Origin of the sequence: Paenibacillus wuxiensis (assembly GCF_040195695.1) — a bacterium.
Classification (GTDB): Bacteria; Bacillota; Bacilli; order Paenibacillales; family Paenibacillaceae; genus Paenibacillus_B; species Paenibacillus_B suaedae.
Map to the genome: position 1 here is coordinate 61,757 of NZ_JBEFZI010000015.1, position 12,249 is coordinate 74,005.

Annotated in this window: 16 protein-coding genes; all 16 read left to right on the forward strand. The window is 36.7% G+C overall.

The window, feature by feature from the left end; all coding sequences use genetic code 11:
• The first annotated feature begins 87 nt into the window (after positions 1-87).
• Positions 88-561: a DinB family protein gene (locus tag ABN764_RS26555; RefSeq protein WP_446673602.1), complete on the forward strand. Its 474-nt coding sequence runs from the start codon at positions 88-90 to the stop codon at positions 559-561.
• A 399-nt stretch (positions 562-960) separates the two neighbouring features.
• The gene (locus tag ABN764_RS26560; protein WP_072728681.1) at positions 961-1,512 is read left to right on the forward strand and encodes a hypothetical protein; all 552 of its coding nucleotides are present in this window, start codon (positions 961-963) and stop codon (positions 1,510-1,512) included.
• Positions 1,502-2,980 carry a methyl-accepting chemotaxis protein gene (locus tag ABN764_RS26565; RefSeq protein ID WP_446673603.1) on the forward strand — a complete coding sequence of 493 codons (1,479 nt, stop codon included), beginning with the start codon at positions 1,502-1,504 and terminating at the stop codon, positions 2,978-2,980. The genes ABN764_RS26560 and ABN764_RS26565 overlap by 11 nt, the downstream gene beginning before the upstream one ends.
• Before the next feature lie 275 nt (positions 2,981-3,255).
• Positions 3,256-3,846, forward strand: a complete 591-nt coding sequence (locus ABN764_RS26570; protein WP_446673604.1) for an SGNH/GDSL hydrolase family protein — start codon at positions 3,256-3,258, stop codon at positions 3,844-3,846.
• Between the two features lie 323 nt (positions 3,847-4,169).
• Complete coding sequence (locus tag ABN764_RS26575) at positions 4,170-4,604, forward strand: GNAT family N-acetyltransferase (protein ID WP_446673605.1); 435 nt, start codon at positions 4,170-4,172, stop codon at positions 4,602-4,604.
• A gap of 100 nt (positions 4,605-4,704) precedes the next feature.
• Entirely contained in the window at positions 4,705-5,241 is a 537-nt protein-coding gene (locus ABN764_RS26580) for a GrpB family protein (protein WP_446673606.1), read from the forward strand.
• Positions 5,242-5,570: 329 nt separating this feature from the next.
• The gene (locus ABN764_RS26585; RefSeq protein ID WP_446673607.1) at positions 5,571-6,203 is read left to right on the forward strand and encodes a hypothetical protein; all 633 of its coding nucleotides are present in this window, start codon (positions 5,571-5,573) and stop codon (positions 6,201-6,203) included.
• A gap of 34 nt (positions 6,204-6,237) precedes the next feature.
• Positions 6,238-6,879, forward strand: coding sequence for a hypothetical protein (locus ABN764_RS26590; protein ID WP_446673608.1), 642 nt, complete (start codon positions 6,238-6,240; stop codon positions 6,877-6,879).
• 28 nt (positions 6,880-6,907) lie between these two features.
• On the forward strand, positions 6,908-7,750 hold the full coding sequence (locus ABN764_RS26595) for a phosphotransferase family protein (RefSeq protein WP_446673609.1): 843 nt from the start codon (positions 6,908-6,910) through the stop codon (positions 7,748-7,750).
• Between the two features lie 479 nt (positions 7,751-8,229).
• Positions 8,230-8,706, forward strand: a complete 477-nt coding sequence (locus ABN764_RS26600) for a hypothetical protein (protein ID WP_446673610.1) — start codon at positions 8,230-8,232, stop codon at positions 8,704-8,706.
• 56 nt (positions 8,707-8,762) lie between these two features.
• Positions 8,763-9,737 (forward strand): phosphotransferase family protein, encoded by a 975-nt coding sequence (locus ABN764_RS26605; RefSeq protein WP_446673611.1) that lies wholly within the window; start codon positions 8,763-8,765, stop codon positions 9,735-9,737.
• A gap of 205 nt (positions 9,738-9,942) precedes the next feature.
• Entirely contained in the window at positions 9,943-10,233 is a 291-nt protein-coding gene (locus tag ABN764_RS26610; RefSeq protein WP_142543703.1) for a YhfM domain-containing protein, read from the forward strand.
• A gap of 6 nt (positions 10,234-10,239) precedes the next feature.
• Positions 10,240-10,443: a hypothetical protein gene (locus tag ABN764_RS26615; RefSeq protein WP_315745248.1), complete on the forward strand. Its 204-nt coding sequence runs from the start codon at positions 10,240-10,242 to the stop codon at positions 10,441-10,443.
• Positions 10,444-10,595: 152 nt separating this feature from the next.
• Positions 10,596-10,850, forward strand: coding sequence for a hypothetical protein (locus ABN764_RS26620; RefSeq protein WP_446673612.1), 255 nt, complete (start codon positions 10,596-10,598; stop codon positions 10,848-10,850).
• Positions 10,840-11,259, forward strand: coding sequence for a hypothetical protein (locus ABN764_RS26625; protein WP_446673613.1), 420 nt, complete (start codon positions 10,840-10,842; stop codon positions 11,257-11,259). The genes ABN764_RS26620 and ABN764_RS26625 overlap by 11 nt, the downstream gene beginning before the upstream one ends.
• A 22-nt stretch (positions 11,260-11,281) precedes the next feature.
• Positions 11,282-12,205, forward strand: a complete 924-nt coding sequence (locus ABN764_RS26630) for a DUF7638 domain-containing protein (protein ID WP_446673614.1) — start codon at positions 11,282-11,284, stop codon at positions 12,203-12,205.
• Positions 12,206-12,249: the final 44 nt, after the last annotated feature.

A 12,249-nucleotide genomic window follows, 5' to 3' on the forward strand; every position in this document is an offset into this window, starting at 1 on the left:
TAAAAGAAGATTTAGAATATAAAACAGAACATACATTCTTGTATTGTGGTATAATTTCCCTAGATGAATTTACAAAGGGGAAAGAAAATGAGACTACAATTAATTTCTGAATTAGATGAATTTGTGTCGTTCGTAGAATCTTTAGATAACGTAAAGGATGAAATATGGTTTTCACCCCTTGGTGAAGGGAAGTGGAGAATTCATGATGTTATTACCCATATCATGAAATGGGATGATTATTTTAATAACGTCACATTCCCAAATTTATTAAACAGTAAATCTCCTGAATTAAGAGAACATCCGGACTATTTAGGATTTAATGAACAATCCATTATTTATGGAGAGGGAAGAAATAAGAAAGAAATCATCGAAGAAACAATTAAGAATCGCCAAATAATGATAAATAATTTAATGAAGCTGGAAGACAATCAATTTTCTGTCGTTTACCCGGGAGATCGGGGATTCACTATTGGAACATACTTAACAGAATTCTTTATATCTCATGAAAGCTACCATATGAAACAAATTCAAGATTTTTTGATAACTAAGCAGATAATGTAAGATCTTTCAAAGTCGATCCGAAGAAGGCACTAGCTTCTTTATTGGGGAGGAACCTCAAACAATGGCACATCAGCCTTGTTCGAGGTTCTTTATTGTTTCTAAAAGAATTACAATTACACGGGATTTGTATGCACGGGAAATCCAAGCAGCGGCATTGATTTATCGAACGTTGGAACTCTTAAATATTTCGAGTAGGGCTTCTATTAAAAAAGCCAATTTTTAATACTACATTATAATGTTATCAATTGAAATGTAAATGAAAGAAACACATGAAAATGGGACGATTTTTTCATTAATTCCCTAAAAATTAAATAGAATTGAGCCGATAAATGGAGAGGTTACACTTTTATGGACATCTGTCCATATTTTCTTGGCAGCTAAGAGTAACAGGAGGGCAATATGTATAAAAAGGTTAGGTCAGAAGAAGATTTGTATGAATGGCATCGAATCAAAAAGATTTCTTGGGACGAAAAAGGTTTTGACATGGAGTATGCAAAACCAAATTCAGACCAGTACCTATTCTTCATTGACGGGAAAGCAGGCGGGACTTTTGAGTTTACACCTTATGAATATGTTTCAGATTATATAAGAGGCATATTTGATGATGTATTAACGCCTAATATGAGAGTTGTTGAGACAGATAGTTTTGCTGTATTACCAGAGTTTAGAGGGAGACTAGGGCGTGAAATCATTTGCATGATGGTAGCTTACGCGGGGTGGCATGGATTTACGCACTCAATAGGACTTTCTGATCCTGGAGTGTTTCATTCTTTTAACAACAGCTATCATATTGAGGCAGAGCGCGTAGGGGAAAACTTGTTTTACAAAGGTGCCACGGCAATACCGACTGTATTCCATTTGGGAAAGGCGTATTCAAATCTATCATTGTCTCAATATTCCTGGTACACACAACCTAAAGAATTACAAGGAGACTTACTTCATGCTAAATAAAACAGAATTAGTTAGAAAGAGAAACAACTGGGTTGGTTTAGTATTTGCTCTGATTATTACATTTAACCAAGTTGTAAATTTAATCATAGGGATACCACCTTCATTTGTATTTTCAGTTCTAGGTATCATATATTTACTTATGCTGCCCGTTCTATATATAGCGAATCGGCCGCGTTTTAGAGGGAAAATAGAGAGCTATGTTACTTATTATATTCTCGCAGTAATCGGTGGCTTTATGTTCTATATCAATAAATTAGATCCACATATGATTAATATAATGACGATATTCTTTTTTGTTGCTGTCATGGGGATTTATCAAAGCAAGCGCATTAATTTTTTGACTATTTTTATTACTCTATCTATTGTAAGTTATTACTTTGTGACGCAAGGTGAAATCATTTTTCATTCAACGGCCTATTTAGATTTATATTTCTACTTAATAACATTTTGTTTTGTTGCTATCACAAATCTCTTGCAAGCAAGATTCAATAATACACTTCAAAAAACTGCAGATGAAAAGGCACAAGAAGCAATAAAGAGTAGGGGAGAAACGGTAGAGGTACTCAGACTTATCAATGATTCTATTAACACATTAAAAGAGTACCAAACTGAATTGAACCAAACCACCGGCAACGCAAACACGCGATCAATAGAGTTAGTATCCAGCATTGAAAATATGTTGGCTTCATTTGAGATGCTGAACAAACAGGCCTTAAACTTGCGCACCGAAATGAATGAGACTACCAATAATATCGATAATGCTACACAGTCTGTAGTTGAAATGCATACATATGTCGTTTCTACAAAAGAGGCAACTGCAGAGAGTGGAAAGTGGATTGGCTATTTGGAGAATGACCTTGTTGAATACAATAGCAACATCGAGAGTACCTCACAAATCATGGACAAATTAAATTCTGAAACTGAGGAGATTGAAAGAATACTCTCTGTTATTGGAGGATTGGCCAATCAGACAAATCTTTTGGCCCTTAATGCTGGTATTGAAGCAGCTCGAGCTGGAGAGCAAGGTAAAGGTTTTTCAGTAGTGGCCCAAGAAGTTAAAAAGCTCGCAGAACAGACTAAGGTGTCGTCGGAATCTATTACTGGTGTTCTTCTTCGAATAAGAGAGTATGTTGGGTCTGCAACAGACAAGGTTCGAAGTTCGCAAGGGGCTATATCCAAAAATCGTGATGGTATGCGTGAAGTTAAAACCATCTTCTTAGAAATCGAGCAATATATAAATAACTTCTCTGACCGAACAAGAGTCCTTCAGAACTTTATGGAGAATGTTAGAGGAATGGTGCAGGAGACTGGCGTATCGGTTGAAGAAAGTGCTGAAATTACTGAGAAGAATACTGAGAATCTTAAGGAAATATTATCATTAGTGACAACACAACAAGCGGAGATAGAAGGAATATCAGAAGGGTTTGAAGTGTTGGAAAAACAGGTATCTGCTATAGCGAGAAACTAAAACGATGAATAATTCCCCTCATGGAGATGTCAGCTTGGACTAGCTTACTCAGGAGCCCATGCAATATCTCAATGGGGGGATTTTTTGATTCAGGCTCATCTAAGGAATCAGTCTTTCATTCATCCATCCCCTCAATAATTTTCTAAAATGATTCCTCTAGTATCCACAAGAGGGTACTGCTAGTAAATGAAGAAGCATGCTAGAATGAAAGGTATGTTCAACAAGAAAATAACAGATTTTATAAGACATAACTCCTGAAGAAAGGGATCAATAAAATGAAATTAGTCTTATTTGGTGACAGCATTACTGCTAGGACGGAAGGTCATGAACGTCCCCTAATATCAATAAAACTGGAAGATAAATTAAGAGGAAATTGGGAAATCATTAACGCTGGGGTGCCAGGTAACACTACGTCCGATGCTCTCGAAAGAATTGAGAAAGATGTGTTAATCCATAATCCAGATTTCGTGACGGTTTTATTCGGAGCGAACGATGCTGCATCCCACACCATGGTTCCGCTGAATGACTTTGAAAGGAACCTGACTAATATTGTAACGGCGATAACTCCTCAAAAAACGATACTTATTAGTCCAGCACCAGTTGACGAAGGATTACAGCATACGAGAACCAATGCCGTACTTAAGCAGTATGCAGAGGTCGTGAGAGCAATCAGTCTAGCAACTGGCAGTCATCATATAGATTTGTTCACAAGCATGGTCAGTCTTCAAAATTTGTCAGAAATGTTGAGAGGACTTTTGAATGATGGACTTCATTTTGGTGAGCTTGGTTATAACTATTTATCCAATCTAATAAGTGACGAGTTACTGATAATTTCTGGGAAATCATCAGCTAGCGGGATACAATAAATTAATAACACATCTTGTTGAGCAGGCTACCGCAGCCTGCTCATTTTACTAGCTTACGGACAGTTTAGTTATAAATTGTTTACTACCTTCTATATCATTTGTGAGATGCTATAATTGTAAAATATAAGTAAATGGGTGGGGTTTTTAATGAGTTATTGAATCCCAACATAGTTAATGTCACAGATTTGGATAGGGGCGTATGTAGGTTAAATGATGGAAAAATTTTGATTTCCGTGTAATTATGAAAGTGGAGAACATTCTTCTAGCAGCCGGAGGAGCGTATATTATCCAAGATTAAGAGAATGAAGAAAAGGGGAGCATTTATGATAGCACTTAAGGAAATAGATCGTAGTAATTTTTTTGATGTCATTAAGTTGAGTGTCGCTGATGAACAAAGTGACTTTGTAGCGACAAATTTGTTTTCGCTCGCACAGGCTAAGGCATTCCCAGAGTGTGTCTGCTTGGCTATTTATCATGATGAAGTTCTAGTGGGATTTACGATGTATTGTATAGATGAAGAAGATCATGAATATTGGATTTATCGGTTAATGATAGATACTAAGTATCAATCAAAAGGTTATGGGAAGGCTGCTATGGAACTGCTCATTGAAAGGATTAAAGAAGACAGACAGCATCGGGTTATATACATAAGCTTTGAACCAGAGAATACTTGGGCAAAACAGCTATATGAAAAATTAGGATTTGAAGAAGATGGCCGAGTAATAGAAGGGGAAATCGTTTATAAACTGGAGTATTAAGAGTGTTCAAAGCCTACCCTAGGAATGTGGGGCGTCATGAATAAGAGAGACGTTATCGGAAATCTTCGTAAAGACATATTAGAGTGGAGGGCTATTCAAGATGGGTTCGAGACCAGTGATTATTGAAGATTATAATGGTGAATGGCCTGTTATGTTTAATGAATTGAAAGATATATTAAGAGATAAATTAGGAGAGTTAGCTTTAACCATAGAGCATGTTGGAAGCACCTCTGTTCCTGGCCTTTCTGCCAAACCAATTCTTGATATAGATATTGTAATAGACTCTATGACATTACTTCCTCGGGTAATTGGAAAGTTGAGTGAATTAGGTTACTTTCATGAGGGTAATTTAGGGGTAGAGAACAGGGAGGCTTTTGCAAGAACTGATGACATAGTTCCCCATAATGAAGAGATGAATCAAAAACCGAAACATCATCTTTATGTCTGCAACAAGGAAAGTGATGCATTACAGAAGCACATAACATTCAGAGATATATTAAGACAACAGCCGGATTTAGTAGCCGCTTACTCATCTTTAAAGAAAGAACTCGCAGAGAGATTTACTAATAACCGTACAGCATATACGGATGGAAAAAACCATTTTGTGAATACTGTTTTGGACAAATACAAATCATAATACCGCATTCACACATTGGGACTACTGTCCAATGGTTATCAAATGTATAATCATGGGAGAGGCTCAGACAATACACGACCCAGCCTATGATAAGAGCAATCTAGGGCTGGGTTGTTTTGTGAATACACGAACGTTATAAGAGATTGCCAACTCATATACACAACAAGAGAGCTAACTATGAAGCATTATTGGTCAAGGTAGAATGGCTGACATATTTGAATATAAGCAAGGCAAAATCATTAAGTTGTATAGGAGCCATGGTCAATTCAAAAATATTCGAGAACATTAGCGACTTTACATTCATTTTGAAGAAAAGGAAAACCAAATCGATGAATATTAGAGGAGTTATTCTTGAAGGATATTCAAACGCGGGTAAGACTTCGCTGCTCAAAGCGATAAAACAATCTCAAGCACTCGATGATTCAGCAGAGTTGAGTGTCGTAATACTTGGGGAGCATTACTCTCAGATTCTGAATAATGTTCAAGGTGAATTTGTTCGATTATCAAGAGGCCAGCATCTCGAACTATTGCGAAATAGAGTTGGTATGCTAAAGAATCTAAATGATTGGGCAGCCTATTTAGGGCCAGGGAAAAGAAAATCAAGAGGCCTTTTCTTTATCTTAGAGCGGTTCCATCTAAATCATCGAGTCGCATTCTCGGATTCAGATGATGCAGAAATAACAAGTATAGAGCAGGATTTAATCAAATTAGGAGCTAGGTGTTTATTGCTGACTATTTCCGACGATATAGTCGAGGAAAGAATAAAAAGTAGAAACCCTGAAACGTGGATTAACAAATCAAGGGAAGAACTCGATCTTGCATGCAAAGAATTGATTGATACTCAAAAAAGTCTTAGGATTCAAGCGTCTAAATCAATGGTACCGACAATCGAAATAAATACGGATAATAAAGAATGGGACAAGTATGCAGGATTAATCATAGAAGACAATGACTTCGCCTAACAAAGTAGTCTCGAATACAAAGGAGAGATAATGAATGACAATCGTTGGTCTTCTTGGGACTATTCATAATGAAGAAATTAGAAACCGAGTGAATTGTACATTAAACCTCTATAAGGACATTATTATTGAGTTTAACCCTGAAATAATCTGTGGAGAAGTACATCCTCAGAGCTGGATGAAATATCAAAATGATAAGTCATTGAGGGGATATTGGGGTGAACCTGCTAGTGAATACTGGGATCTCATCTTTCCTTTATGTGAGCAACATAATATTGAATTTGTTCCAATCGACTGGTTTGAGTTAGATGTTTGGAACAATTTCGATCCCTTTGCTGTATGTAATGAGATTGAAAGGGAAAAGTACGAGAGGATTGAGGAAGAATGGTTTGAAAAACAACTGAAGACTCATTCTGCTGGAACAATTCCATTTAACTCGGATGAGTATGACCTCATAACGAGAGAAAAGTACGAATGGATTAGCAACATTAATCCGAGGGCACATAACTATAGGTGGACAATTCGGAATCAGATTATGATTGAACGATTAAAAAATACGATTAAAGCAAACCCTCACAAAAAGATATTATGCATTGTTGGTGCAGACCATAATTATTATTTTAAAGAAGAACTTGAAAATGAACCAATTAATCTAGTTTATCCATTAATAACTCGCTAAAAGAATATATAAGAAAGGAAGACCTATCATGACAATCACATTGGGTAATAAGATTGGTGAAGGAGGCTGCTCTGAAGTATTTGAAATAGGGGACAATCAAATCATTAAACTTGCCAAGGAAAATACGAGTATTGAAGCTGCAAAAAGGGAATATCTCAATAATTTCATCGCTTGGGAATGTGGTCTCCCTGTGCCTCAACCTTTTGATTTAACAGAAGTGGATGGCAGACCAGGGATTATAGTTGAACATATTTTAGGTGAGACAATGATGGAACGTATTATGAAACACGCTGGCTATAACGCTGAAATTATCCAGGATGATATTCGACTGACAGCTCAACAATTATATAGCGTACACAAAATTTTATGTGCTGGGCACGAATTGCCGAATCAAAAAACTGTTATTAAATCGCACATTTTGAGTGTGAACTACTTAACAGCTCATGAAAAAGAGAGTGTAATCTCATTACTTGATTCTTTGCCAACCAGACAATGTATGTGTCATGGTGATCCGAATCCAGGAAATATAATCATTGAGAACGATGGGAAGGCGGTCTTGATAGACTGGAGTAATGCTACAGTTGGCAATCCTGAGGCTGATATAGCGGAATATATTCTTATGATTCGTTATGCGATTTTACCTCCTCATTTTCCAGAGGCGCTAATTCATGAATTTGAATTCATCCGAGAGAAATTAATTACTATTTTTATGGATGAATACACAAAATTATCAGGAATTACTTATGATGATGTTGTCCCATGGTTAACACCGATTGCTGCTAGGAAACTATCTGCAGATGCTGTATCCGATTTGGAAAAAGAGAAGCTTCTTGAAGAGATTAGAAGGACTTTAATGGAGATAAAAGGGTAGCTCATTCAATAAAGATGCGACATAAGCTAGCACAGTATTCACGCTGCAGAGTCATACATCTCCTTGGCCTCCCCGAGAATTACTTTGAGCACTACATTGTTGCTTTTCAACTACTGGTTGCACACTTGATAAAAAAGGATTCGAAAAAATAGCAAGGCTATACATAGAAATAGAAGGTATTGATGGATTTATTCATTTAATCAAAGAGATACAGGTTGTTAAGGATAATAACGATTGGGCTTACTTTGAAAGTATTGCTGGAGATTTTGATATAAAAGGCTGTAATACTATCAATTTGCAAGTGATGGCTGAAGTTGCAATGAATGTGTATCACAATATATCTGCAGCGGATGACAATTGATAATAACGCCTATCAAGGTTGGTATGTCGAATAAGGTGCTGACATTCTATAACCAACGTATTTACGTCGTCGTGATCACAAGATTTTTCTAAGAAATATAATAACAGGAGTAGAGCATATGGCTATTTATTTTCCACCATTATACTGTGGGTATGATGCCAGGTTGAAGTTAATTAATGATCTTATTTGGAATGATTTATTTATACCTAGGGATAAGGAATGCAGAGTTGTTGATATTATCGGCTGGACGTATATTATTTGTCCATTAGGAAGTAATGGAACTATTGAACATCGAATGAAAAATAGCATTATGAGTGATTATTTTGAAATAATTGAAGATGGAATAAAACCGTGGATCGAGGAAAATAAACTTTCCATAAGTGAAAAAACACTGAAGAGCATATTAATTAAAGATATTAAGATACATATCAATAAGAGAGAAACCATTTGTATAGAGAAAGGAAAAACATATTATTGTTTGAAAGAACAAGCATCAGATGGAAGAATATTTTGGAATCTGATTGAAGAAAAAAACTATGACAAAACGTTAAGATTAAAGAATGAAGAATTTATAGAGTATATGGAGATTCTTTAAGCAGTAACTCGAATAATACTGGAGCCGGGCAACTAAGTGACCAGGAGTGATACAAGGTGAAAGAAGAATGGGAAAGATCAAGTAAGAGTAGTATGCACATCGAATATGAGACTCTAAATAGTATGATTAGCCAAGTTTTCAGAGGCAAGCGTCTCACCAAAGCTGAACGAACACAAACAGGACTTAGTAATGGTACCTATAAAGTGGAGATTGAAGGAACTACTATACCCTACTTTTTAAGGATCTTTGCTGGAGGTTCAGACGCAGCTTCAAAAGAAAAAGCAATCGCTGAGAGATTGCGCGGCGTCGTGCCAGTTGCCGATTATATATATCTGGATGCGAGCAGAAAGCTAATTGAATATGATTGGGCAATAATAGAGTGGAAAGAGGGAGTGTTACTGCGTGATCTTCTACAAAGAGGAGATGAACGCCAGATTGCAAAAGTTGCGGAATCTGTCGGCAGTGTACTAGCTCGTATTCACAGTCATGCATTTGAATGTCCAGGTTTTTTTGCAGGGGATCTTACCATCTCCACCCCATTCAACATGGATGAGAACGAATTTATCTCTTTTATTTCTGAAAGCTTGGATAAGGGGAAAACTGGGGAGTGGCTGGGAGCGGAAGCAACGGAGAAGGTTCGATCATTCTGTGAGTCGCACCGTTCACTAATATCCGAAATTCATGAACCGCCAGTCCTCGTTCATTCGGACTTCAATGGTCTAAATCTTTTGGTGATTGAAAGGCCAGATGGGTTCGAAGTATCGGCGGTATTGGATTGGGAGTTCGCCTTCTCAGGAAGACGCTATGTTGATATCGGGAACATGCTTCGGTATGAAGACGACAATTCCTTGTTCGAACGTCATTTTATAAAGGCATACCGGGGTTCAGGTGGATTCCTGCATGAGAATTGGGTTCTATTATCTAAGCTGGAGGATTTGATTGCCTTGTGTGATTTACTGAATCGTTCGACTCCAGAAATGCCGAACAGAATCGCGGATGTGAGGCAACTTATCATTAAGTCTGTACAATAAAATTCGACTAACGGAAACATGATAATAACTACCCTAAAGGATTAAAAGGGGGTTAAAACCCATTACAAAGCTAAATACAATCAATTTATTTGTTTTTTTTATTGTAATGAATTTGATATCAGGATGCAGTATACAAAATAACAGTGATCGCAACAATCAAGACGTTAGTAGTATTAAGCTGGAATGTATACAACTTTGTTTAAGGTTGAATGAAAAGCCATTTGAAGAAAAACAGTTTAAAGACTTAGATTCAATAGCTCTTTTTATGCAGGCTATTAATGAATCGAACAAAATGAATGGAATTCTGGATTACGGAGCAATATTTCTTATGACTGTGTATTCTGTAGATGGAACCCAACGTACCTATCATTTGAATATAGAGAATATTGAATATCCGCAAAAAGGTCTCCTATTAAAGCTTCCAAATACGGAACAAGGTTATGAAATCCCAGAGAACATAAGTAAAGATTTGAAAGACTTAATATACAAAAGGTGATGACAAGTGAGAAAAGCAACGGATGAAGAAGTTTCAAATCTGATAGAAACTTTTAGTGTATTGGAAGTTGAAGAAATTGAAAATCCAAATTCTTTATTTACAAACGTGGGGATTCTAGATGTGTACCCTAAATGCTTATCGATTGAAGATGCGGCCATGTTGCTAGGTGCAGAACATAATGCTAGATACGAGCATAGACTGCAATTATAGGGAACTTTGATTTATCTTGGCCAATATATAGCAACTCAGATAATTATAATATTTTCAATGAAGTAGCCAGATTTTGAGGTATCTTGTAAGTTGATAAATGAATATGTGGAAGATCGAACCCCTCAAATTTGAACATAATTGGAGGCATAGTTATGACAGCAACAACATTAATTGATAGCAAGTTTTTACCGTTAATTTCATATACAGAAGAAGCAGGGAAAAAGTTTGGATCTTCCGCTGCTTCGATAGTGATTATTCAGGACAACAAAGTGTTAGCAGAATGGTATGCGGGACATCATCATTTTAAGAAGGGAGCTCTCGCCGTAGCAACTGATTCTATGTTTAACTTATATTCACTAAGCTACAGCAATCGCGGTTGTAGAAGGCAAGTTGTCTGTGGACTGTAAAGTTTCTGATGTGCTCACGAATATACCTGACTACGAGTTGGGCAGTACGACAATAAGAGATTTAGCAACCAAGTCAGGCGCTAAATATTTTGGACCAAACCGTATTGAGCGTGAGGAAGTAGCTTGCGACCTCATAAGAGAACTGACGGGATGTAATATTGCGGAACTGCTTACAGAACGTATATTTAAACCGATGGAGTTAACGGATACGGAGGATAAGAAGCGTATTTTTGGATGGTACTATCAGGATAAGTGGTATTATGCATCGGGTGCAGCAGGTTGTCACTGTGTAGTTGTGCCAGAGTTTCAAGCGGTAGCGGTTCGAATGTTCAATAGATATACGGAGGACTACACGGAAGATCAGAATTCATTTAATGAAATATTCTATAATTGCCTTCAAGGAGTCTGAACGAAATTGAGGTGTGAATCATATGCAGAAAATACGAAGAACAAAAGTGGTAGAAGGTGTAACAGTTCCAGGGATCATTAATAATGGTGGTTCTTATTTCTATATTAATGTTGATGTATACGAAGATGGGATGTCAAATTGCTGGGAGCTTGTAGATTTGAAAGGTCTTCAGGAAAAGCTTCGTTCTGATTGGTTAACTCCAACAATCCCAGAACAGGAAGAACTCTCTATACATGGTCTAGGAATGTATATCATTCAAGAAGCCGAATGGAAATTTGATAAGCCCGCATACTACAAGCACATAGAAAGCAAAATTAGAACGATTAATCCTAACTTCGAAAATATCTATGAAATCACTTCTTGGCAAAAAGAATTGGCGGAGAAACGACGAATTACGTACTCGCCTACAGCCATTAATTATTATGTTGTTCGTGAAATGTTCTATGAAACAATAACTGGCGATGAGTTCTCTATCTTCATGAAGTACGAAGATAATAATCATTTGGTAAATCTAGTTGTTTACGAAAATGGGGTAGTGGTTTGCTATTTCCAGGAGAATGAGCTTACTTATCGTTTAGAGGAGATTGCTGAACTTTTTAGAAATGGCACCTTCTTCACTGACTTTGATGAACCAACAAAAGTTATATTATCTGATTTAGGTGAAGTAACCTTCTCACAAGCCATCTATCCAACAAATATTGAGGATAAATATATCGAGCTGATCGATATGTATAAAAAAGCTAAAGGCGAGAAGACATCTTTAGAAGAGTGTAGAGAAGCATATTACCAATATCTAGAAGATCCGATTGAGTTTTACCGCCAAAATCTAAAAGTAAAATATGAGCTTGTACCAGAGCATGAGAGAATGTACTTAGGTGATATGGACAGTAAGGATTGGGATTATCGGAGAATTATCTACAGACCCGATGAGAAACGTGAAGTGTAATTGAGCATGTACAATCTATCGAAACACTGCAATTGATATACGGA

What these genes read in the sequence shown, in the direction of transcription:
- ABN764_RS26555 (WP_446673602.1), top strand. Translation starts at nt 88, where the DNA reads ATGAGACTACAATTAATTTCTGAATTAGATGAATTTGTGTCGTTCGTA.
- ABN764_RS26560 (WP_072728681.1), top strand. Translation starts at nt 961, where the DNA reads ATGTATAAAAAGGTTAGGTCAGAAGAAGATTTGTATGAATGGCATCGA.
- ABN764_RS26565 (WP_446673603.1), top strand. Translation starts at nt 1,502, where the DNA reads ATGCTAAATAAAACAGAATTAGTTAGAAAGAGAAACAACTGGGTTGGT.
- ABN764_RS26570 (WP_446673604.1), top strand. Translation starts at nt 3,256, where the DNA reads ATGAAATTAGTCTTATTTGGTGACAGCATTACTGCTAGGACGGAAGGT.
- ABN764_RS26575 (WP_446673605.1), top strand. Translation starts at nt 4,170, where the DNA reads ATGATAGCACTTAAGGAAATAGATCGTAGTAATTTTTTTGATGTCATT.
- ABN764_RS26580 (WP_446673606.1), top strand. Translation starts at nt 4,705, where the DNA reads ATGGGTTCGAGACCAGTGATTATTGAAGATTATAATGGTGAATGGCCT.
- ABN764_RS26585 (WP_446673607.1), top strand. Translation starts at nt 5,571, where the DNA reads ATGAATATTAGAGGAGTTATTCTTGAAGGATATTCAAACGCGGGTAAG.
- ABN764_RS26590 (WP_446673608.1), top strand. Translation starts at nt 6,238, where the DNA reads ATGACAATCGTTGGTCTTCTTGGGACTATTCATAATGAAGAAATTAGA.
- ABN764_RS26595 (WP_446673609.1), top strand. Translation starts at nt 6,908, where the DNA reads ATGACAATCACATTGGGTAATAAGATTGGTGAAGGAGGCTGCTCTGAA.
- ABN764_RS26600 (WP_446673610.1), top strand. Translation starts at nt 8,230, where the DNA reads ATGGCTATTTATTTTCCACCATTATACTGTGGGTATGATGCCAGGTTG.
- ABN764_RS26620 (WP_446673612.1), top strand. Translation starts at nt 10,596, where the DNA reads ATGACAGCAACAACATTAATTGATAGCAAGTTTTTACCGTTAATTTCA.
- ABN764_RS26630 (WP_446673614.1), top strand. Translation starts at nt 11,282, where the DNA reads ATGCAGAAAATACGAAGAACAAAAGTGGTAGAAGGTGTAACAGTTCCA.